Annotated in this window: 25 protein-coding genes; 19 read left to right on the top strand and 6 right to left on the bottom strand. The window is 54.0% G+C overall.

Translation table 11 applies throughout. The annotated features are described in order from the left end of the window. Positions 1-37 precede the first annotated feature (37 nt). Entirely contained in the window at positions 38-829 is a 792-nt protein-coding gene (locus ABNT34_RS14960) for a DUF1080 domain-containing protein (protein WP_348733014.1), read from the top strand. A 70-nt stretch (positions 830-899) separates the two neighbouring features. Here the strand turns inward: ABNT34_RS14960 and ABNT34_RS14955 are convergent, their stop codons facing one another. The 5 genes from ABNT34_RS14955 to yjjX form a co-directional block, all read right to left on the bottom strand. Continuing rightward, positions 900-1574: a response regulator transcription factor gene (locus tag ABNT34_RS14955; RefSeq protein WP_348733012.1), complete on the bottom strand. Its 675-nt coding sequence runs from the start codon at positions 1572-1574 to the stop codon at positions 900-902. Further along, positions 1574-3196 carry a HAMP domain-containing sensor histidine kinase gene (locus ABNT34_RS14950; RefSeq protein ID WP_348733010.1) on the bottom strand — a complete coding sequence of 541 codons (1623 nt, stop codon included), beginning with the start codon at positions 3194-3196 and terminating at the stop codon, positions 1574-1576. Before ABNT34_RS14950 ends, ABNT34_RS14955 begins: the two co-directional genes overlap by 1 nt. 97 nt (positions 3197-3293) lie before the next feature. Further along, the gene (locus ABNT34_RS14945) at positions 3294-3851 is read right to left on the bottom strand and encodes a phosphoribosyl-AMP cyclohydrolase (protein WP_348733008.1); all 558 of its coding nucleotides are present in this window, start codon (positions 3849-3851) and stop codon (positions 3294-3296) included. 165 nt (positions 3852-4016) lie between these two features. Next, the gene (locus ABNT34_RS14940; protein ID WP_348733006.1) at positions 4017-4430 is read right to left on the bottom strand and encodes a VOC family protein; all 414 of its coding nucleotides are present in this window, start codon (positions 4428-4430) and stop codon (positions 4017-4019) included. 148 nt (positions 4431-4578) lie between these two features. Next, a complete protein-coding gene (gene yjjX / locus ABNT34_RS14935) occupies positions 4579-5094 on the bottom strand; it encodes an inosine/xanthosine triphosphatase (RefSeq protein ID WP_348733004.1) in 516 nt (171 codons plus the stop codon). 157 nt (positions 5095-5251) lie between these two features. Between yjjX and ABNT34_RS14930 the strand changes: the two genes are divergently transcribed. The 7 genes from ABNT34_RS14930 (at position 5252) to ABNT34_RS14900 (ending at position 9868) form a co-directional block, all read left to right on the top strand. Continuing rightward, a complete protein-coding gene (locus tag ABNT34_RS14930; RefSeq protein WP_348733002.1) occupies positions 5252-5926 on the top strand; it encodes a nitroreductase family protein in 675 nt (224 codons plus the stop codon). Between the two features lie 38 nt (positions 5927-5964). Beyond that, positions 5965-6378 carry a DoxX family protein gene (locus tag ABNT34_RS14925; protein WP_348733000.1) on the top strand — a complete coding sequence of 138 codons (414 nt, stop codon included), beginning with the start codon at positions 5965-5967 and terminating at the stop codon, positions 6376-6378. Positions 6379-6499: 121 nt separating this feature from the next. Beyond that, positions 6500-7705 (top strand): hypothetical protein, encoded by a 1206-nt coding sequence (locus tag ABNT34_RS14920; protein ID WP_348732998.1) that lies wholly within the window; start codon positions 6500-6502, stop codon positions 7703-7705. A 10-nt stretch (positions 7706-7715) separates the two neighbouring features. Beyond that, on the top strand, positions 7716-8123 hold the full coding sequence (locus tag ABNT34_RS14915; RefSeq protein ID WP_348732996.1) for a phosphate ABC transporter substrate-binding protein: 408 nt from the start codon (positions 7716-7718) through the stop codon (positions 8121-8123). Between the two features lie 165 nt (positions 8124-8288). Beyond that, positions 8289-8822 (top strand): XRE family transcriptional regulator, encoded by a 534-nt coding sequence (locus ABNT34_RS14910; protein ID WP_348732994.1) that lies wholly within the window; start codon positions 8289-8291, stop codon positions 8820-8822. Beyond that, entirely contained in the window at positions 8815-9531 is a 717-nt protein-coding gene (locus ABNT34_RS14905) for an AzlC family ABC transporter permease (protein WP_348732992.1), read from the top strand. The genes ABNT34_RS14910 and ABNT34_RS14905 overlap by 8 nt, the downstream gene beginning before the upstream one ends. Then, positions 9521-9868, top strand: a complete 348-nt coding sequence (locus tag ABNT34_RS14900) for an AzlD domain-containing protein (RefSeq protein WP_348732990.1) — start codon at positions 9521-9523, stop codon at positions 9866-9868. The genes ABNT34_RS14905 and ABNT34_RS14900 overlap by 11 nt, the downstream gene beginning before the upstream one ends. A 124-nt stretch (positions 9869-9992) precedes the next feature. Here ABNT34_RS14900 and ABNT34_RS14895 read toward each other — a convergent pair whose 3' ends face one another. Further along, positions 9993-10703, bottom strand: coding sequence for a YebC/PmpR family DNA-binding transcriptional regulator (locus ABNT34_RS14895; RefSeq protein ID WP_348732988.1), 711 nt, complete (start codon positions 10701-10703; stop codon positions 9993-9995). A gap of 122 nt (positions 10704-10825) precedes the next feature. Between ABNT34_RS14895 and ABNT34_RS14890 the strand changes: the two genes are divergently transcribed. The 11 genes from ABNT34_RS14890 (at position 10826) to ABNT34_RS14840 (ending at position 19804) form a co-directional block, all read left to right on the top strand. Next, entirely contained in the window at positions 10826-11263 is a 438-nt protein-coding gene (locus ABNT34_RS14890; protein ID WP_348732986.1) for a cytochrome b562, read from the top strand. A 151-nt stretch (positions 11264-11414) separates the two neighbouring features. Next, a complete protein-coding gene (locus ABNT34_RS14885) occupies positions 11415-12137 on the top strand; it encodes a thermostable hemolysin (RefSeq protein WP_348732984.1) in 723 nt (240 codons plus the stop codon). 11 nt (positions 12138-12148) lie between these two features. After that, positions 12149-13657 (top strand): AMP-binding protein, encoded by a 1509-nt coding sequence (locus ABNT34_RS14880; RefSeq protein WP_348732982.1) that lies wholly within the window; start codon positions 12149-12151, stop codon positions 13655-13657. A 48-nt stretch (positions 13658-13705) separates the two neighbouring features. Next, positions 13706-14401 carry an iron-containing redox enzyme family protein gene (locus ABNT34_RS14875; protein ID WP_348732980.1) on the top strand — a complete coding sequence of 232 codons (696 nt, stop codon included), beginning with the start codon at positions 13706-13708 and terminating at the stop codon, positions 14399-14401. Next, entirely contained in the window at positions 14401-15204 is an 804-nt protein-coding gene (locus ABNT34_RS14870; protein ID WP_348732978.1) for an SDR family oxidoreductase, read from the top strand. The genes ABNT34_RS14875 and ABNT34_RS14870 overlap by 1 nt, the downstream gene beginning before the upstream one ends. A 4-nt stretch (positions 15205-15208) precedes the next feature. After that, positions 15209-15856 carry a hypothetical protein gene (locus ABNT34_RS14865; protein ID WP_348732976.1) on the top strand — a complete coding sequence of 216 codons (648 nt, stop codon included), beginning with the start codon at positions 15209-15211 and terminating at the stop codon, positions 15854-15856. Positions 15857-15924: 68 nt separating this feature from the next. Continuing rightward, complete coding sequence (locus tag ABNT34_RS14860; RefSeq protein WP_348732974.1) at positions 15925-16584, top strand: response regulator; 660 nt, start codon at positions 15925-15927, stop codon at positions 16582-16584. Beyond that, entirely contained in the window at positions 16581-17897 is a 1317-nt protein-coding gene (locus ABNT34_RS14855) for an ATP-binding protein (protein WP_348732972.1), read from the top strand. Before ABNT34_RS14860 ends, ABNT34_RS14855 begins: the two co-directional genes overlap by 4 nt. After that, entirely contained in the window at positions 17888-18337 is a 450-nt protein-coding gene (locus tag ABNT34_RS14850; protein WP_348732970.1) for a cupredoxin domain-containing protein, read from the top strand. The genes ABNT34_RS14855 and ABNT34_RS14850 overlap by 10 nt, the downstream gene beginning before the upstream one ends. After that, a complete protein-coding gene (locus ABNT34_RS14845; protein ID WP_348732968.1) occupies positions 18327-19055 on the top strand; it encodes a hypothetical protein in 729 nt (242 codons plus the stop codon). The genes ABNT34_RS14850 and ABNT34_RS14845 overlap by 11 nt, the downstream gene beginning before the upstream one ends. Further along, positions 19052-19804, top strand: a complete 753-nt coding sequence (locus ABNT34_RS14840) for a hypothetical protein (protein WP_348732966.1) — start codon at positions 19052-19054, stop codon at positions 19802-19804. Before ABNT34_RS14845 ends, ABNT34_RS14840 begins: the two co-directional genes overlap by 4 nt. The last annotated feature ends 39 nt before the right edge of the window (positions 19805-19843 follow it).

The following is a 19843-nucleotide window of genomic DNA, read 5'->3' as shown; positions in this document are numbered from 1 at the left end:
TTTAGCAGCGCTCCGAACCACTTTGTGAGAGTTTTTTATGCAGCAATTATCGGTTTTATTCAGCGCTGCGCTGGTGTTCAGCGTGGTGGCGCCAGCTTCGCAAGCGGCGAGCGGCACTTTTCCAACAACGGCGGAACTGGCCAAAATGACCGACGCCGAGCGCCATGCCCAGGCCGCCCGCACCGAAGTCTGGACGCCGGTGCCGGCAGTCGTCAGTTTTAACCAACAGAACGTGCCTTCGGATGCTATCGCTTTGCTTGGCAAAGATTTGTCGGCCTGGCGTGCGGTGAAAGATGGCGGCGCGGCACAGTGGCAACTGAAAGACGGCGTGATGACGGTCACGCCTGGCAGTGGTGATATTCGTACCGCGGAGAACTTCTGTGACATCCAGCTGCATCTGGAATGGCAGTCGCCACCGGCAGATCCGGCCAAAACCGGTCAGCAGCGCAATAACAGCGGGATTTTCTTCCAGGATAAATACGAAGTACAAATCCTGGATTCCTATCAAAACCCGACTTACCCGAACGGCCAGGCTGGAGCAGTGTACAAACAAAGCATTCCGTTGGTAAACGCGACAAAACCAACCGGGCAGTGGCAGGTGTATGACATCATCTATAAAGCGCCGCGTTTTGACGGTGACAAGCGCCTGAGCCCAGGATACGTCACAGTGCTGCATAACGGCGTGTTGCTGCAAAACCATACGGAAATTTTGGGTACTACTGAATGGATTGGTCCGCCACAGCAACCCGCACACGGCTGTGCGCCTTTGAAACTGCAGGACCATGGCGACAAGGTCAGTTTCCGTAATATCTGGGTACGTAAGCTTTGAAGTTGTGCGCCAACCGGCCTGTAAACTGGTTGGCGCTACTTTTGCTGTTGGATCGTTAAACGATGTGCACCTAGTCGCTGCTTAAGTAGTAGCCGGTGCCACGTAGTGTCCGGACATATCCTGCGGCGTGCCCTTTATCCAGCTTATTACGCAGGCGGCGGACATAAACATCCACCACGTTGGTGAGCGGATCTTCGTTCATGCTCCAGACGTTAGCCAGAATGCGTTCGCGGCTCAGCACTTTTTGCGGGTTGCGCATCAGCAATTCGAGTAAATTTAATTCCCTTGCGGTCAGACTCACCAGCTCGCCAGCGCGGCGCACCTGACGTAAGTCTAAATCCAGTTCGATGTCGGCAAAACGCAGGCAATTGCGCTGCGTTTGGTCATTCTGACGATTCGCCAGATTGTTTAACCGCGCCAGTAGTTCTTCAAAAGCAAAAGGCTTGACCAGATAGTCGTCGGCACCGCTGGTCAGGCCCCGGACCCGCTCCGCGGTATCGCCGAGCGCTGACAACATCAGGATCCGCACCGGCAATTGTTGCGCGCGGATCAGCTGACAGATACTAAGCCCGTCGAGATTCGGCAACATGCGGTCGAGGATCACCAGTTGCGGTTGTTGGGTTCTGATCGCATGCAGGGCTTCGGCACCGTCATTGACCACGCTGGGGAAATAGCCTTCGGCTTTTAAACCGCGGGCCAAAAAATCAGCCACCCGTTGTTCATCTTCAATTATCAGGACTTGCATCAGGACATATCCTCTGGTTCTTCGCCGACTAGCGGAAAACTTAATAAAACTGTGGTACCACCAAGGCCGCCGCACTCGAGCATGGCCGGGCTTTGGATCTGCACCGTGCCGTGTTGCGCCTGCATCAGGGTGCGGCACAACGCCAGCCCAATACCAAGACCATCTGGGCGCAGGTTGCGGGCATTTTCGGCGCGGAAATAACGCTGAAACAGCTGATGTTGTGCAGCAGGCGCAATGCCAATGCCCTGATCAGTAATGCTGAGCTGCAACTGTTCGTGGGTCACTTGAAAGCCCATTTGCAGCGGACGCTGCAGGCCATAACGGATGGCGTTATCCAGCACAATTTGCAGTGCCTGCATGGTTTTATCCAAATCGATAAACAGATGCTGTTGCAGCATCGCTGCGTTGACCGGCGTTATCACCAACGCCTGTTGGGCGGCGGTACATTGCCGCTGCGCCTGTTCACACCACAGTGGCCACAGGTCGGCGACCGCGATATCACGAAAGCGCAATTGCAACGGCTGGTCGCTGCGCACCAGTAACAACAGGTCGTCAATTCGGCTCGACAGCAACTGGCTGCTTTCGACAATCCGCAGCAGGCTTTCTTTGTATTCAGCGGCGGATTTGTCAGTGCCGCGCAGTGCGACTTCTGCTTCGCCGCGTATCGTGGTCGCAGGCGTGCGCAGTTCATGGCTGACATCGCCCAAAAAGCGTTGCTGCATGCGTTCAGCCTGTTGCAGCTTACTGACCGCGTCCTGCAATTGTGCGGTGCGCTCTGCCACCACTTTTTCAATCTGACGGGTGTGAGCTTCTTCCTGCGCTCTGGCGCGGTCCAGACTGACTGCCAATTGGTTAAAACTGCGGGCCAGCACGACAAATTCCTGTTGTCCCTGCTCGGGCAGGCGGGTGCTCAACACGCCCTGTGCCAGCGCACTGGTGCCGGCCAGCAATTGTTGCATCGGCCGGTACATGGCACGCGCCAAGACCACGGCCAGCAACAGGGCCAGTACCACAGCAAAACCGCAGGTACTGAACAGCAACAGCCGGGCCTGAGTCAGCGCTGCCGCCGCTTGTGCTTCAGCCGCCGCCGAACGTTGCTGTTGCAGCTCTATCGCCTGTGCAATCAGGGTCTTCAGATCCAATCCTTCCAGATTGTCGAAAATTTCAATTAATAAGGTCCAGGTATCTGCCGCATTCAAAGGGGCACTGGGGGCTGAGGCTTTGCGTGCCAGACTGCGTTCCAGCACCACGACGTTGGTCTCTAAGATAGATACGGTTTTTAATTGTGTGGTGATGGCACTGAAGTCGTCTGGTGTTTGTGCCAGTTGCTGGTCTTTCTGCAGCAACTGATTGATTTTTTGCAGGTGCGACTGCATCTGTTGCAGATAACGTTCGCGTACGCCCGGTGCATCGTCATTGGTTAGCAGGGCTTGCGCCAGCCAGACTTTCAGCCGCTGTTTGTCTGCACCCAACGAGATAAAACCAGCCAGCATCTGATTGGCAACCCGGCTGCGTTCAACATGATGTGCCGCCACCTGATTGGCCCAGACGGCCGTGGCCGCCTGAATTAACGTCAGCACGACCAATAAAGCAAAGGCCAGGTACAGCTTGTTACGAAACATACAGGCTCCGGACCCGCAGCAATAAAGAGTGCAGTGTAATGAAAAACCGCCGCAACCGCCAAAGCTACCGGGTGATGCTGCGACTCCGTTTTAGCGGTCAGTTTGCGCTGTAAGGCAATGACGAATGGTGCAGTACAATACGGACTTTCCCGTCATCACCTTTGCGAAAGCCCCAGGTCTTATCGACTAGCGTGACTTTACCATTCAGGTCGGTCAGCATCACGTGCCCCATAGTCAGCGCCAGATCGCCGTTGATTTGCACGCCGGCATTTTTATATTCATATTTGGTCCAGCCTTTTAAGGCGAAGCCTTTGTCAGCAAATTGTGGGTTACCGCCAACAAAATAGGCCAACGCGCCAGCATAGGTGGTGCGAAAGGTGGTGTCGCCGCTGGCCAGCGTCGGCTTAAACAACACCGGCCCCAGATTGTAGCCATAGGCCTGGTCTAACACTTGCCGGGCTGTTGCTGTGGCTTTTTCAATACCGCCGCTGCGGTGGTCATGACTGATTTGAATTAACGCCTGGCCCCAGGCATCTTGCGCCGCTTTGACATCGGCAGCGGTGATGTTGTGGTTCAGTTCGCTAGCCAGCAGGCTGCTGCTGAATAAAGTGCTGGCGATCAGAAGACGACGGGCAGAAAACAAAGACTGGTGCATGATGCAACTCCGCTGATGGAAACTGCAGCCATGTTAGGGCAAGGCTGCAGTCAGGCCGCCGTCAGTCAGGTTAAAAGCCGCTGTCGCGAAGATGAATTATTTCTGACAAACCGAAACAAGCAGTGACCAGCGCTGATAGCCGATGGATACCAGCGCCGGTTAAGGTTATTGCTGGTCAGAGCCCAGCGCAGCCGGGTCCATCCAAAATACTTCCCACAGATGACCGTCTAAATCGAGCGCGCTGCGGCTGTACATAAAACCCAGGTCCTGCAGCGGATTCACATCTGCAGTGCCGCCCTGTGCGCCGGCGATGGCGACAAATTGATCCACAGCGTCTTTACTGTCGGCATTCAGTGCCAGCATCACTTCGCTGCTGTTACTGGCAGGAATTGGCCTTGTGGTAAAGGTTTGCCATTTGGCATGGGTCAGTAACATAACCAAGATACTGTCGCTCCACACCATGCAGGCGGCGGTATCATCGCTGAACTGCATATTCTGCGTAAAACCAAGCGCCTGATAAAAGCCGACGCTGGCGGTTAAATCCGTGACCGGTAAATTGACGAAAATCATCTTCGACATCATGAACTCCTGTTGGTTTTGGCAATTGACACTGCTGGCGCAGCGTCTGTTGCTTGTGGTCGTTTGCAAGCATTACTTTTCGACGATATCCGCAAAAAATATTTTGTTGGTGCAGACTTGCGTTTGAGCCGGCATCGCAAAGCAGAGGTTAAAACCATTCCGGTGTTAAAAACGGGATTAGGGCCAGAATCAAAGCCTGTTGATACACGCTGCTGCGGCTGAGCTTATGTTGGGTCAAAAGGCCAATAGCCCCACCGGCTTGTTTGATGTTTTGCGTGCCAAACAAAGCATCCATCACATCGCCGAGTTCTTCGCCTTGTGATAGGCGTTGTACAGCCGCCGGCGGGAGCTGCAAAGAGGCGGAGCGGGCGCGGCCTTCACGCTTGCCGTCGCTGATGCGGATCCAGGCGAAAGTCATGCCGTCGTCCAGTCCGGCTTCGATAGCAACATAAAAATCAGCTTGTTGTTGCTGTTGTAAATTGTGCAAGCGGTTGTCGGCGCCCAGTAAGGTTTCTGCAGAAGTCATCGGCTGGGCTGCGACACCGGACTCCGTTTTAAAGCCTACCACCTGACTGGGTGTTTCCGGGAAAGCTAAAGCAAAGGCATCGCGCACTGCATTGATTTTAGCGGGATTGGTGGAAGCGACGGCTATCAGCCAGGACATAGCATGTTTCCTTCGGGTAAAAAGGCGATTATATCGCTGCACTATTCGCCTTGCATCAGGCCCCGCATCCCTGGCGCTGACGTTGGTCGGATTTCTGTTTGTAGTCACTTTGTGTTTACATAGATTTTACCCCGCCCAAATTTGCCGGAGCCTGCTGATGGAAACCCAATACCCGCTCAGTGATTTTGTTCAATATGATGATGCGCAGCTGCAACAACGTGCCACAGAGCATCTGGCGCTGATGCAGCGCCGACATACTATCCGTAGTTTTTCTGACAAGCCGGTGCCACGTCAGGTTATCGAAGATTTAATCCGGATAGCGGCGAGCGCGCCAAGCGGTGCCAATCATCAGCCCTGGCATTTTGTTGCGATCAGCGACCCCACAGTGAAGCAGCAAATCCGCCAGGAAGCGGAATTACAGGAAGCCGGTTTTTACAATGGCCGGGCTGGTGAAGAATGGCTGAACGCATTAAAACCATTAGGGACAGACGCGCACAAACCCTACCTGGAGACCGCGCCCTGGCTTATTGTGATTTTTTCGCAAAAACGCGGTGGCATCGACAACAATGACGCGGATACCAACTACTATGTGCATGAATCTTTGGGCATTGCGACTGGCTTTTTGATTCAGGCGGCGCATCAGGTCGGGCTGGTATCGCTGACCCATACACCGAAGCCGATGAGTTTTTTAAGCAAGATTTGTGGCCGCGATAACGACAATGACCGGCCTTATATGTTGCTGGTATTAGGCTATCCGGCCGACGATGCAACGGTACCGGCCCATGCGCTGAAGAAAAAACCATTTGCGCAGATCTGTACCTTGCTGGAGTAGCTGCGCAGCAGGATCCCCTCACAATGAAGGAGCATTATATGCACAGCGATCGGCTGGATCAGTTGGACGCACGGTTATGGTCGCTGTTGCGGCTGACATTAGCCGGCTTATTGGCCGCACACGGCTGGGCCCGGTTGCTTGGCGGCGGTGTGCTGCCTTTTGGCGAATGGCTGCAGACGCAGGGCTTGCCCGCCGGTTTTTATCTGGCCGCCGCCGTCACTGGCTATGAGATCATTGCAACAGTGCTATATGCCGCCGGCAAATGGGTCTGGCCTTTGTCGCTGGGGTTTATCGGCATCTATACCACCGGTTTGTTGATGGTGCATGCGCCTTTTGGCTGGTTTGTTGTCGGCGCTGGTCGTAACGGTATGGAATACAGTGTGCTTTTGATTATCTGCCTGGCATTAACCGGCTTTCGCGCCTACCGACAGCAACAACAGCGGCATTTCTGACGCTATGCCGGCGATTTTGGCGGACAATCGCGATGTTACTGCTGTTTTAACACGAATTTTCTATGTTGCCTGCGGCTTCGGCTACGCTTGAAGAGCATTTCATAAAAAAGGCAGGATAGAGATGAAACCTATTGTATTGGCTAATAAATCGTTCCGGTCACTCAGTCTGGTGCTGGTCACGGCGTTATTGCCGGCGACTGCACTGGCTGAGGTCACACTGAACGGCTTTGCATCCATCCGCGGCACTTCGGTGTCGAGCGATGGCGGCCTGGAGCCGTTTCCCGGTTTTGAAGAAGGCGAGCTGTCCTTTAATCCTGAGTCGTTGTTTGCGCTGCAGGCGCAGGCTGACCTCGGCGAAGGACTGACCGCCACAGTGCAGCTGTTTGGTGAAGGCCGCAGCGACTTTGAGGTCGAAGCGCGCTGGGCCTACATCAGTTACCAGTTTAATGATACCCACAGGCTCAGCGCCGGCCGTTTTGCCAACCCGATTTTCCACCAGTCCGAATACGAAAAAGTCGGTTATGCCCACAATTTTTCCCGCTTACCTAAAGCGGTCTACATCGATTTTGATTTCAGCACCATTGAAGGGGTCGCGCTGGACAGCCAATACAATATCGGCGACTACAGTCTGTCGACCAAAGTGTTGTTTGGCGGTTGGTCCGGTGAATCCTTCAGTGCGGTGACCAACACCTTTGTCGATTTCGGGATGGACAATATCATCAGTGCCAATGCCACGCTAGCCGGTGACTGGTGGCAGCTGTTTGGTGGGGTCTTTGCTGCGCAAATTGACGGCACCAGCATCGACAACAGCACTGTGTTTCCGCTGGCTGCGGCAGGCATCAGCGCCGCCAGTAAGACCGGCGCGACAGCTGCTCAGATCGACGATTTTAAATCGCGGATCGGTTGGGATAACAAAGACGCGTTTTATTGGTTCAGCGGCTTTGCCATAGATCGGGATAATTGGCTGCTGGATTTTGAGTTTGTCGACTATGTAGTGAAAGACTCGACCGACGCCACCAATCAGTCCTGGTATCTGGCACTGGGGCGGCGTTTTGACAACGTGATACTGACGGTGCATACCGAAGATTATGCCCAGTCACCGGACCATGATTTCCTTAATGGTGTGACGCATCCGGTGTTGCTGGCGACCGGCAAAGGCATCAATAACGCTTTTGGTCAGCGTGAGTTTGATGGTGTTGGTTTGACTGTACGTTATGACTTCCACCCCAGTGCCGCACTCAAAGTTGACTATTTCAGTGGCACCGATACCAGAGCTGCGGTTGGTGACTACAAAATCTTATCATTTGGCATCGATCTGGTGTTCTGAGGAGAGCATGATGAAAAAATTATTGATTATCAGTGGTTTGCTTTTTAGTCAGCTGGCCTTTGCTGAAGTTGCTGTGATAGTGCATCCGTCGAACAATAATCAGCTGGATGAAGCGACAGTGTCGAAGATTTTCCTCGGCCGGGAAAAATCCTTTGCCGATGGTCAATCGGTGGTGCCACTGGCGCTGGCGGATGCGGCGCCGGCGAGCACTGCTTTTAACGATGCGGTACTAAAAAAATCATCAAGTCAGCTTAAAGCCTATTGGTCGAAACTGGTGTTTACCGGTAAAGGCACACCACCAAAAGAAATTGGCAGTGACGAAGAAATGCTGAAACTGGTCGCCACCAATCCGTCGGTGATTGGGTATGTCGACGCGGCGAAAGTGGATGCTTCAGTCAAAGTGGCGCTGAAGTTCTAGCGATACGATAGTTTTTCGTTGGTAGGCAAAACAGGAGCTGATTTCAGCTCCTGTTTTCATTTCAGGCGGGTCCTACGTCATTCGTTGATCTTGACAGCAGACTGTTCTTTATATAGAACGTTCTGTATAAAGAACGATTTTACTCCAACAACAAGAGGCTGCGACGTGGATCCGGAAAGTTTACAAACACTGGGCCGGCATATTCAGGGCCTGCGGCTAAGCAAAGGGTTGTCGTTGTCGCAGCTTGCGGCGGCGGCCGGTATTGCTAAATCAAATTTGTCGCGGCTGGAGCAGGGGGCCGGGAACCCGACGCTCGACACCATTTGGCGGCTGTCGCTGCAGCTTGGTGTGCCTTTTGGCAATTTAATTGCGCCGGTGGCGGCGCTGGTCGGTGATGCCGGTGTGCAGGTGCGGTTATTGGATCAGGGCAAAGATCAGCCGGCGGTCGATGCGTATTGGATGTCGGTGGCACCTCATACCGAACGGCAGGCTGAAGCGCATGCCAAGGGCACTGTCGAGATGATTTGCCTGATCAGCGGCGAGCTTGAAGTGGGTGGCGCCGGCAGCATAAAACGGCTCAAAGCCGGCGACAGCCATCAGTTTGCCGCCGATGTGCCGCATTTGTATCGCAGTGGCGAGCATTGGGTGACGGCACTGCTGACTATTGTTTATCAACAGAAGGAGCTGTGCGATGAGTAATATCTCAGCCTGGCGACTGGGGGCGCGTGATGCCTTACCACTACTGGGCGGTTATATTCCGGTGGCAATTTCTTTTGGTCTGATTGCCGTGCAGGCTGGTTTTACGGCAGGGGCGGCAGTGCTGGTGTCGACGCTGATTTATGCCGGTGCCTCGCAGTTTTTATTTATTGCCATGGTCGCAGCCGGTGCACCGCTGTGGCTGGTCATAGTCATGACGCTGCTGATTAATGCCCGCCATGTGGTGTATGGACCGAATCTGGCACCTTATCTGCCATCAGGCCGTTTGTGGCCCTGGCTGATGCATGGTCTGACTGACCAGATTTTTGCGCTGGCGCATACCCGGCTGCCGCAGTTGCCGGAGTCGCAGCGTCTCGGCTGGTATTGCAGCGCAGCTTTAATTGCCTGGGGCAGCTGGATCGCCGGCACTGCGCTTGGCGCTGTCGCCGGGGCAGAAATTACCGCACGCTGGCCGCTGCTCGGGCAAGTGCTGCCATTTGCGCTGCCGGCCTTGTTTATTGTGCTGCTGGCGCCACGGTTTACCTCCTGGCAATGGACCTGTACTTTAAGCAGCACAGCATTGGTGGCGCTTGCGCTGAAGTTAGCCGGCCACAGCAATCTGGCGATCCCGCTGGCGGCCTTGTGCGGTGCAGTGGTGTTTTATTTGCTGCAACAACAAACAGCCCGGACGGAGGCGCAGCATGAGCACTGAGATTTGGCTGACGTTATTGGCTTGTGCCGCCGGCACTTTGTTGCTGCGCATGCTGCCGTTGCTGTGGATGCAGCGCCATCTGCGCCGGCGCGACCCGGTGCGGCAGGGTGAGGCGATGCCGCTTTGGCTTACAGTGCTGGCTCCGACCATGATTGCCGCAATGCTCGGCGTGTCGCTGATCCCTGTCAGTGAAACCGCTAGCGGCTGGCTGGCGACAGTGTTGGCAAGTCTGGTGACGGTGTTGGTCTGGCGCCGCACCCGGTCTTTAGGCTGGCCGGTCTGCGCCGGTGTCGGTGTGTTTGGGCTGGTATCGGTATTGGCGCTGCTGAGTATGTAATAAATAAAAAAACCACCGGGAGTGGTTTTTAACAACGCAAAGCGTTGGCCTGAAAGGAGAGCGCCATGGATGGCAGCGAATAAAAAAACCGCCTTCCGGCGGTTTTTCAGCGACTGTGCTTGGCTTATTCGCCAAGGCCAACGTACACATGTTGGACGTCGTCGTCGTCTTCAATGGCTTCGAGGAAGTGTTCAACTTCGGCCAGTGCTTCGGCCGACAGTGATGACATGCTGAGCGGGTTGTTTGGTTTATAAATCAGCTTGGCGGCTGACACGGTAAAACCAAATTCCGGCAGGGCTTTGGCCACCAGATCAAGATCAGTCATTTCAGTGTAAAACACCGCATCGCCGTCTTCACCCGGCTCAAAATCTTGCGCGCCGGCTTCAATCGCCGCCATTTCAATGTCGGCATCTGCGTTGGCAGGTGAGGCGTCAATTTGACCTAAGCGTTTGAAATCCCATGACACAGAACCAGAAGATCCGAGCTGACCTTTACGGAACAAAATCCGCATACTTTGCGCTGAGCGGTTTTTGTTATCGGTCAGACATTCGACAATCACCGGCACCTGATGCGGCGCAAAACCTTCATAAACAACGTGTTCGTAGTTGACCGGGCCGTCGAGTAAGCCTGCGCCTTTTTTAATAGCGCGTTCCAGCGTTTCTTTTGGCATCGAGGCTTTGCGTGAGGCTTCAATGGCCATGCGCAGTTTGGAGTTCATTGCCGGATCTGCGCCATTGCGCGCAGCAACCATGACTTCTTTGGCCAGTTTGGTAAAAAGTTTGCCTTTTGCCGCTGCGGCATCAGCTTTGTGTTTGGATTTCCATTGCGCGCCCATGGCTGCTCTCTCACTTTGATTAACGTCGGAAAAAACCGCCGTAGTCTAGCCAATCCGCCCCTTTGAGGCAACAGAGCAAACAACTGTGCTAAACTGGCGCACCATTTTTCGGAGTAGTAGTTATGAAAGGGCTGCAGTTTTATTCTTGTACCTTGGTATTCCTCAGCGGGCTTCTAATGCATCCGGCGCCGGTCTTGGCCGAAGAGCCGGTGACAACCGCTGTCGCAGCGACCACTGATGTCGAAGCGACAATGAAACAGATGGGGCTGAATTTTAAGCAGGCGATGCAGGCGACTGATGTGCCAGGCATGCAAACCAAAGTACAGGCGCTTATTGAATTAACCGCGTCGGTGCAGGCTTATCAGTTTACGCCGGAAAAACAGCAAGTGTTTCAGCAGGGGCTGGACAAAGTCGCGGCACAACTTGTATTGGTGCAAGGTGCGCTGGCTGAACAGAACCTCGACAAAGCCAAACAACTGCTGGGCGAAGTTGATGCGCTGAAAAAGCAGTATCACAAAGAAAGAAGTCCGTCGTTTTGGCAGTTAATTTTTGGCGGCTGATTTAAATTTAAATTTAGATTTAAATTCTATTCATTTCAATACGTTAATTTAATTCATCAACGAATTTAGCAACCTTAATTAACCTTAAGGTTGCTTTAAGTTTCCCCCGCCAGAATCAGCATCATCAAAGAAGACCTGTGGAGAGGTTGAAATGACTGCTGCTGTAACGCTGTCCCCGGTTGAATACCTGCCACCTCTGGCCTTCAAAGAAAGCCAGTCTGCCTGTACCGAGTCATCCCAGGCCCAGCTGTTGTGGTGCGACCGCAACCACGCTTGTCGTGACAGCCTGGAGCAATTCATCGCAGGCGGCTTTGCCGCAGCGTACGACGCCCGCATCACTCAGTTTATGCCACACTTATTAGCTGTGACGCTGCACGGTCAGTGGCAGGCCGTGCTGGGCATTCGCAGTGGCCTCGCGCCGCGCCTTTTTGTTGAACAATATCTTGATGCCGACATCTGCACAGTGCTCGCAAGTGCCGGTATCCAGACGCAGCGTGCTCAGGTTGCCGAAATTGGCAATCTGTACGCCAGTGGCCGGCAACAAACCTTATTACTTTTTATCGCGATGGCTGTGGCGCTGTATCAGCAGGGTTACCGTCATCTGGTGTGCTGTGCCACACCCACAGTGATGTCGATGTTAAGCCGCCATGGTCTGCAGTTAAATGTGCTGGCAGAAGGTGACCCAAGACGGTTAGGTGATGCCGCCGCCGATTGGGGCAGTTATTACCAGCGTCATCCGCAGGTTTGTCAGCTGGATTTAGCAGCGGCTTATCAACTGATTATGGCCAAGCCGCAGTTACAACAGATGCTTGGTGGTTTTCTGCCTTTGTTGCAAAGCGCAGGCGCCAGTTTGTCTGAACAAGCCGGTCACTAAGGGGAAGTCTGATGAAGTTTGCCGTACAGTTTGCTGCTCCGTTTGAAGTGCCTGCCAGTGCCCGTTTGACTGATCTGGTGTCCGGGCAGTCATTAAATCAAAGCGCTATCGAAGCGGCCGTGCTGGAGTGGCAGCAAATTCTGACCGACTTATCCGCCCAGCGTTTGGTGTTATGGGCCGATACCAGCCTGGACTGGGTGTTGTTAGATATCGCTTGCCTCAGGTGCCAACAGTTATTAGTGCCACTGCCACTGTTTGCCAGTCACGGCCAGTTAACGCATGTATTAAGCGCGGTGGGGCCGGAGTTTTTATTGACGGACCGCGAAGTGCCGACAGAGTGGGCACAGCAGCTGGGTCTGACTTTACGTGGCCGCTGCCGCAGTTTTTATCTGTACCAGACCCCTGCGGCATTGCAGCAACAAGCGCAGCCAGTGCCGGCCGGCACGCAAAAAATTACTTTTACCTCAGGTTCGACCGGTCAGCCCAAAGGCGTGTGTTTGTCAGCGCAAACCCAGCTGGATACCGCGCAAAGTCTGGTCACACGCATTGCCCCCAAATTGCAGGCGCAAAGCCAACCGCGGCATTTATGCCTGCTGCCCCTGTCTTTGCTGCTGGAAAATATCGCTGGTGTTTATGCGCCGTTATTAGCCGGTGGTGAAGTGCTGCTGATGCCGGATGCCGGCCGTGGTTTTGCCGGCAGCAGTCTGGCCAACCCTCAGCAGTTACTCGGGCTGATTAGTCAGACTCAACCCAATAGCCTCATTCTGGTGCCGGAATTACTGCAATTGTTAGTGCAGGCGGCGTTAAAAGGCTGGCCTGTGCCGGCCAGTCTGCAGTTTATTGCGGTCGGTGGTGCCAAAGTGGCGGTGGATACCTTGCGTCAGGCTGCAGCGCTGAAATTGCCGGTGTATCAGGGGTATGGTTTAAGTGAATGTGGCTCAGTGGTCGCACTTTGCAGTGTCGATGCCGCAAACGCCACAGATGATGAATTACAAAGCGCCGGCAAACCGCTGCCGCATCTGGCCGTGCGGATTGAACAAGGCGAAATTCAGGTCAAAACGCCGTTTCTGGGGTATATGGGGCAAAGCGCTCCAGAGCAGAATGAATGGGTTGCCACCGGCGATTTAGGTCAGTGGACTGACGATGGTGATTTACAAATTTTGGGCCGGCGCAATAACTTATTGATTTCAAGTTTTGGTCGCAATATTTCACCGGAATGGGTGGAAAGCGAGCTGACCAAAACCGGTCTGGTGCAACAGGCCGTGTTGTGTGGTGATGCCAAACCCTATTGTGTGGCCGTGCTGTACGCCGCGCCAACGGTCAGCGACGCCCAGCTCAACGACTATATCGACTGGGTCAATCAGCAATTGCCGGATTATGCGCGGGTGGCGCGTTATCACCGCCTGACAACTCCTTTGTCACAGGCAGAAGGCACTTTAACCAGCAATGGCCGGCCACGCCGCGCCGCCATTGTGCAAGCATATCAACAGCAGATAGCAGCACTGTATCCGGCTGCCTGAAACACTGAACCTAATTTTTTGCGGAAAACCGCTGGATCGGAGTGATTTATGAGCTTTTATCAGACTTTATTACAAGCGACCGAACAAGACCGTCAGTACCTGCTGGGCGCGCCAATCATCGCCCGCTGTTTTCATGGCGACATCAGTCGCGACGATTATGTGGCGTTTCTGACCCAGGCTTATCATCACGTCAAACACACAGTGCCGCTGCTGATGAGTGTCGGTGCTCTATTACCAGAATCCAAAGAATGGCTGCGCGAAGCCGTTGCCGAATATATCGAAGAAGAATTAGGCCATCAGGAATGGATCTTAAACGACATCAAACGCAGTGGTTATGACAAAGAAATGGCCCGTCGCAGCACGCCGTCTTTTGCCACCGAGATGATGGTCGCTTATGCCTATGACACGGTGCGCCGTATTAATCCGGTTGGTTTTTTTGGCATGGTGTTGGTGCTCGAAGGCACGTCGACGGCGCTGGCTGAAAATGCCGCCGAAACCATCGCTACTAAATTGCAGTTACCAAAATCGGCGTTCAGCTACCTGACATCACACGGTGCGCTGGACCAGGACCATATTAAATTCTATGAAAATCTGATGGATAAAATCGACGACCCGGCCGATCAGGCGCTGATTATCCATGCGGCGAAGCGTTTCTACCGCTTGTATGGCGATATTTTCCGCACCCTGACACCAGAGCATGGCATTGCCAAGCTTGCCGTTACTGCCACAGCGGAGGCGGTGTAATGAACCTCAAAGGCAAAACGGTGTTATTAACCGGCGCCAGTGGTGGCATCGGTCAGGCGATAGCGCTGGAGCTCGCCGCCGCCGGTGCCCGTTTAGTGCTGGTGGCGCGCAACACCGCACGTCTGATGGTGCTGCACGCGGAGCTTTTAGCGAAATATCCGGCCGACCATCAGATCTTTAGCGCAGATTTGACCGAAGAAGAAGATCGGCAGCATCTGTTGACCTTTGTCCGTGAGCTGCAGGGCGTTGATGTGCTGATAAACAACGCTGGCATCAGTCAGTTTGGCCTGGTGGCGCAACAGGATTACGCCGCACAACTAGGCACCAACCTGTTAATGCCGATGCTGCTGACGCAAACCTTGTTGCCGGAATTGCAGCGCAAAGCTCAAGCGCTGATTGTCAATGTCGGTTCGGCCTTTGGCAGTATCGGTTATCCCGGTTTTAGCGGCTACAGTGCCAGCAAATTTGGCCTGCGCGGTTTTACTGAAGCGCTCAAACGTGAGCTGGCCGACACTGGCGTGCAGGTGTTGTATTTCGCGCCGCGCGCCACTGATACCGCGATTAACACTGATGCAGTGGTGGCGATGAACCGCGAACTGGGGAACCACAGCGACAGCCCACAGCTGGTAGCCACAGCACTGTCGCAGCAAATTCAGCAAGAACAGGCGCGGCGATTTGTCGGCTGGCCTGAGCAATTATTCGTCCGGGTTAATGCGATTTTCCCCGGTATCGTCGACAAAGCACTGGCCGCCAAGCTGGCCGTGATCCGTCGTTACGCCCAACTTTCTCATTCAGAGGCTTAATCCCATGAAAACACAGATCAAATCTTTATTCGCTGCCGTGACGTTATTGCTGAGTTCCAGCGTCCTGGCCGACGTGCTGGCGGATATTAAACCGCTGCAGGACCGCTGGGCTGAAGTCAATTATGCACTGCCAGAAGATGACCGCGAAAAAGCTTTTGCGGAGTTACTGGCCGCCGCAGACAAAGTGGTCGGCAGCAATCCGGATAAAGCCGAAGCGCTGATTTGGCGCGGTATTATCAAATCGAGTTATGCCAATGCCAAAGGCGGGTTAGGTGCTTTGTCGGTGGCGGAAGGCTCCAAAGCCGACTTAGAGCAAGCCATCACACTGGACCCGACTGCACTGCAAGGCTCGGCTTACACCAGTTTGGGGGTGTTGTATTCAAAAGTGCCGGGTTGGCCTATTGGTTTTGGTGACAACAAAAAAGCCAAAGAATTACTATTAAAAGCACTGCAGCAAAACCCACAAGGGATTGATCCAAACTACTTTTACGCCGATTATTTAGCAGGAAAACGCGACTGGGCCGAAGCTTTACGTTATCTTGAAATTGCTAAAGCAGCAGCGCCACGGCCGGGCCGCGAAAGTGCTGATGCCGGCCGGCAGCAGGAAATTGCCAACTTGCTGGCCAAAGTGCAGAAAAAACTGAAAAAATAATTGTCAGTCACATCTACCCAACATCTTCAAAGATTTGGGTAGATGACGAGGATAAATACGGAGAACGGATGCGGGTATTACTGGTAGAAGACGATCAGGCGCTGGCACAAGGTGTACAGCTGGCGCTGAGCTCACAGGGTTTTGCCGTGAACCATGTCAGCACCGGTGCGGCAGCACTGTCCAGTATCCGCAGTGGCGATTGTGACGCTGTGGTGCTGGATTTAGGTCTGCCGGATATCGATGGCCTGGATGTGTTAAAACAAACCCGGCACAAATTCCCGCGCTTACCGGTGCTGGTGCTGACCGCACGGGACGGCGTCGATGACCGCATTCGTGGTCTGGATTTAGGCGCCGACGATTATCTGGTCAAGCCCTTCGCGCTACCTGAACTCTTTGCCCGTCTGCGCGTGATTGAACGTCGGCTTGGTACCGCCAGCAGCCATCTCATCACAGTAGGTCCGGTGGTGCTCGACAGCAGCGCGCATCAGGTGCAGGTCGATGGTGAAGCTTTAACCTTGTCACGCCGTGAATATGTACTGCTGAAACTGTTGCTGGAATCAGCCGGCCGCATCAAAACCCGCGAGCAGATAGAAGCCAGCTTGTACGCCTGGGGCGAAGAAGTGGCCAGCAATGCGCTGGAAGTACACATCTCGAATTTGCGCAAAAAACTGCCAAAAGACTTTATCAAAACCGTGCGTGGCGTGGGTTACAGTGTGAGTGTGGCATGACCTCTATCCGGCGTTATCTGGTGACTCTGCTTATCGCCTTATTGACGCTGACCAGCTTTTTAGCTGCGCTGCAAAGTTACCGCTTAAGTAGCGCTCAGGCGCAAAAACTGTTTGATGATGACCTCAAAGCCTTAGCGGCCAGTGTACTGGCACCTTATTTACCGGATGACCCGCACAGCACGTCGACGTTGGCTGAAGCCAACGCCATTCAGTTATGGCAAGGCGGTCAGCTGGTGTATCACAGTGCGCAAACCCCCGAAACTTTGTTGAGTGCCGCCGACGGCTACAGCGAGCAAAATTTTGCCGGCAAACGCTGGCAAACCTTTCGCCAGAGCATCGATGATTTGACGGTGATAGTGGCGCAGCCGCTGCAGGACCGACTGGCTTTATCCGATCAGGTGGTGCTGGCGTCGATTTATCCGGTAGTGCTGAGCCTGCCGCTGCAGGCGCTGTTGATTTGGCTGCTGGTCGGCCGTGGTTTAAAGCCATTACTGGAGCTGACCCGCCAGTTGACGCAGAAAAAAGCTGATGATTTAACGCCGCTGCAGCTGGAGCAAACACCGACTGAGCTCGACCCGGTATTAAGTGGCACCAATCAGCTGCTGGTGCGGCTTGATGATGCCTTTGCCAGAGAGAAACGTTTTGCCGCCGATGTGGCGCATGAACTGCGCACGCCGCTCGCCGTATTACAGGTTAATTTACATAATGCCCAGCAGCGCTGGCAGGATGCCGGCCTTGCCGATCCGGACCGCATTATGCCGGCGCTACAGGATGGCGTCAGCCGGATGAGCGCGTTGATTGAACAGATCATGCTGCTGAACCGCACCAATCCGGCGCATTTTTCTGCCAAATTACAACGACTGGATTTTGCCGCGCTGTGCCGTGAAGTGGTGATAGACTTGTACCCGCAAATTGAACGCAGGCACCAGCAGGTGGCACTGGAAGGGGATGAGTTGGTCTGGCTGGATGGTGATGCTTTTGCCTTAAAATTATTGGTGGTGAATCTGCTTGGTAACGCCAGCAAATATACGCCGGAGCATGGTCAGATCCAGCTGAAGGTAGTGCAGGATGGCCAAAAGGCCCGGTTATTGGTCGAGGATTCGGGCCCGGGGATAGCAGCGGAGGAATATTCGCGCGTGTTTGAACGTTTTTATCGGGTGGGCGGCGACCGGCATCAGTCGGGTCAGCCCGGCAGCGGGCTTGGCCTTGCCATAGTGCAGGATATTGCGCTGTTACATCAGGGCACGCTGGCGCTTGGCCGCTCGGCGCTTGGTGGCCTGGCTGTGACTCTGGAGTTGCCGCTGTGTCACTAAAGTCTGCACTAAAACCTGCACTAAAACCTGCACTGAAACCTGCACTAAAACCTGGTTTGCCCCGACGCTATTTTCAGTTAGTGCTGATGCTGCTGTGCTGGCCGGCGCAGCTTTTTGCCGACAACTTGCCGGTATTTGAGCTGACGCTGAAAGATCATTTGTTTAGCCCCAGTACTTTACAGGTGCCGGCCGGCAAAAAAGTCAAAATCATTATTCATAATCAGGACCCTAATCCGGAAGAGTTTGAGAGTTTCTCGATGAACCGGGAGAAAGTCATTTTAGGCAACAGCAGCGGAGTGGTGTTTGTCGGACCTTTGCTGCCGGGCACTTACCCTTTTAGTGGCGAATATAATCCGGACAGTGCCAAAGGCCAGCTGATTGCGCTGCCGGAAGCAGACTGGAAAGCGCTGCCTCAGGCCGGAGGCAATGATGCTGATTAATACCGTGATTTTGCTGCTGCGTGAATTATTGCCGGTAGTGCTGTTATTAAGTCTGCTGCTCGCGGCCAATCCTGCGGCGATGCGCGCTATTTTGCTACGGGTGTTATTGCTCGGCGCGCCTTTACTGGTGCTGCAAAGCAGTCAATATAGCTTGCTGGCGGAACTGCTGGACGGGCAGGGGCTGGAATTCTGGTACGCCTGTTGTTATGGCCTCTGTGCTGTGTTTGTCGCGGCGTTATTGCTGCAGAACCGGCAGCATCACTGGTTGGCAGCCTTGGCTGTGGTCGCGTTGTTATTGGTCAATGGCAGTAATCTGGTGCTGTATTTGTTTTTATACCCACGCCAGCTCGATGACAGCCAGAGCTTATGGTTGGGTGCTGCGCTTGGCAGTGGCATCAGCCTCAGTATTGCGGTGCTGATGTATCACCTGGTGCTGGAACTGCGCTGGCACTGGCGGCAGGTCGCTGCGGTGTTGTTGTGTTTCAGTGCGGCGCGGCAAATCAGTGCGGCGGTGTTTATTCTGCATCAGATGGATTGGCTGGGCGGCGCGGCACCGGTGTGGTCGCAGCACCTGTGGATCGATGAAAGCTCGGAGCTCGGTTATTTTCTCAATGCGTTGCTGGGCTATAAGTCCAGCCCCAGCCAGGGCCAGTTACTGGCCTGGAGCCTGACGCTGCTTGTGTTGCTGGCGCTGCGCCAGCGGGAGTCAACATCATGAACCTGACGTTTTCTGGCAAAGTGTTTTCCAGCAAAGTGTTTTTCGCCAGAGTATTTGCACTGTGTTTGCTACTTGCGGGTTGTGGCCAGCAGGCGCTGGCGGATGGCCGGGTGGTCGACAAGGTTTATCACCCTTATGTCCAGCCGTACGAGCAGGAATTTGAATATCGTTATGTGTACCAAAAGCAAAACGAGCATCAGAACGACAACGATATGGCGCAAAAACTCGGCTATGGCCGCGCTATCGCAGACCAGCTGGCGCTGGAGCTTTATGTGATGGCTGAGCGTCGTTCACCACAGGATTATCAGATCAGCGGTTATGAACTGGAACTGCGCTGGATGCTGACCGAACAAGGGCAATACAGCGCCGACTGGGGCATGTTGTTTGAACTGGAGCGGGTCAACCATCTGGGCAATTTCGAATTTACCACGGGCCTTTTGATGGAAAAAGAATTCGGCCCAACCAGCCTGACGTTAAACGCGCTGGCGGTGTATGAATGGGGTAACAACATCGAAAATGAGCTGGAAGGTGAATTCCGCCTGCAATATCGTTATCGGTATTTACCGCAATTGCAGCCGGCCTTTGAATTCTATGCCGGCGAAAATTATAAAGGTGTCGGCCCCAGCCTGATGGGCGTGCAGAAGTTTGAGCAGATGAAAATGCTGAAATGGGAGCTGGCGGTGATTTTTGCCATCGACGCTTCAACGGTGAATAACACGCTGCGCTTTGCGCTTGAGTATGAATTTTAAGCGTTCAGCCGCCGGGCGGCCGTTCTGTGCTGTTCCTTC

It is taken from the genome of Rheinheimera texasensis, assembly GCF_964031785.1.
In the GTDB taxonomy this organism is placed as follows: domain Bacteria; phylum Pseudomonadota; class Gammaproteobacteria; order Enterobacterales; family Alteromonadaceae; genus Pararheinheimera; species Pararheinheimera texasensis_A.
The sequence above is the reverse complement of the archived record's forward strand: the minus strand, read 5'-3'. Positions and strand labels throughout refer to the sequence as shown.

Bases quoted from the DNA above. Each gene is read 5' to 3' on its own strand.
- ABNT34_RS14960 (WP_348733014.1), top strand. From the start codon at position 38: ATGCAGCAATTATCGGTTTTATTCAGCGCTGCGCTGGTGTTCAGCGTG.
- ABNT34_RS14955 (WP_348733012.1), bottom strand. From the start codon at position 1,574: ATGCAAGTCCTGATAATTGAAGATGAACAACGGGTGGCTGATTTTTTG.
- ABNT34_RS14950 (WP_348733010.1), bottom strand. From the start codon at position 3,196: ATGTTTCGTAACAAGCTGTACCTGGCCTTTGCTTTATTGGTCGTGCTG.
- ABNT34_RS14945 (WP_348733008.1), bottom strand. From the start codon at position 3,851: ATGCACCAGTCTTTGTTTTCTGCCCGTCGTCTTCTGATCGCCAGCACT.
- ABNT34_RS14940 (WP_348733006.1), bottom strand. From the start codon at position 4,430: ATGTCGAAGATGATTTTCGTCAATTTACCGGTCACGGATTTAACCGCC.
- yjjX (WP_348733004.1), bottom strand. From the start codon at position 5,094: ATGTCCTGGCTGATAGCCGTCGCTTCCACCAATCCCGCTAAAATCAAT.
- ABNT34_RS14930 (WP_348733002.1), top strand. From the start codon at position 5,252: ATGGAAACCCAATACCCGCTCAGTGATTTTGTTCAATATGATGATGCG.
- ABNT34_RS14925 (WP_348733000.1), top strand. From the start codon at position 5,965: ATGCACAGCGATCGGCTGGATCAGTTGGACGCACGGTTATGGTCGCTG.
- ABNT34_RS14920 (WP_348732998.1), top strand. From the start codon at position 6,500: ATGAAACCTATTGTATTGGCTAATAAATCGTTCCGGTCACTCAGTCTG.
- ABNT34_RS14915 (WP_348732996.1), top strand. From the start codon at position 7,716: ATGAAAAAATTATTGATTATCAGTGGTTTGCTTTTTAGTCAGCTGGCC.
- ABNT34_RS14905 (WP_348732992.1), top strand. From the start codon at position 8,815: ATGAGTAATATCTCAGCCTGGCGACTGGGGGCGCGTGATGCCTTACCA.
- ABNT34_RS14900 (WP_348732990.1), top strand. From the start codon at position 9,521: ATGAGCACTGAGATTTGGCTGACGTTATTGGCTTGTGCCGCCGGCACT.
- ABNT34_RS14895 (WP_348732988.1), bottom strand. From the start codon at position 10,703: ATGGGCGCGCAATGGAAATCCAAACACAAAGCTGATGCCGCAGCGGCA.
- ABNT34_RS14890 (WP_348732986.1), top strand. From the start codon at position 10,826: ATGAAAGGGCTGCAGTTTTATTCTTGTACCTTGGTATTCCTCAGCGGG.
- ABNT34_RS14885 (WP_348732984.1), top strand. From the start codon at position 11,415: ATGACTGCTGCTGTAACGCTGTCCCCGGTTGAATACCTGCCACCTCTG.
- ABNT34_RS14880 (WP_348732982.1), top strand. From the start codon at position 12,149: ATGAAGTTTGCCGTACAGTTTGCTGCTCCGTTTGAAGTGCCTGCCAGT.
- ABNT34_RS14875 (WP_348732980.1), top strand. From the start codon at position 13,706: ATGAGCTTTTATCAGACTTTATTACAAGCGACCGAACAAGACCGTCAG.
- ABNT34_RS14870 (WP_348732978.1), top strand. From the start codon at position 14,401: ATGAACCTCAAAGGCAAAACGGTGTTATTAACCGGCGCCAGTGGTGGC.
- ABNT34_RS14865 (WP_348732976.1), top strand. From the start codon at position 15,209: ATGAAAACACAGATCAAATCTTTATTCGCTGCCGTGACGTTATTGCTG.
- ABNT34_RS14860 (WP_348732974.1), top strand. From the start codon at position 15,925: ATGCGGGTATTACTGGTAGAAGACGATCAGGCGCTGGCACAAGGTGTA.
- ABNT34_RS14855 (WP_348732972.1), top strand. From the start codon at position 16,581: ATGACCTCTATCCGGCGTTATCTGGTGACTCTGCTTATCGCCTTATTG.
- ABNT34_RS14845 (WP_348732968.1), top strand. From the start codon at position 18,327: ATGCTGATTAATACCGTGATTTTGCTGCTGCGTGAATTATTGCCGGTA.
- ABNT34_RS14840 (WP_348732966.1), top strand. From the start codon at position 19,052: ATGAACCTGACGTTTTCTGGCAAAGTGTTTTCCAGCAAAGTGTTTTTC.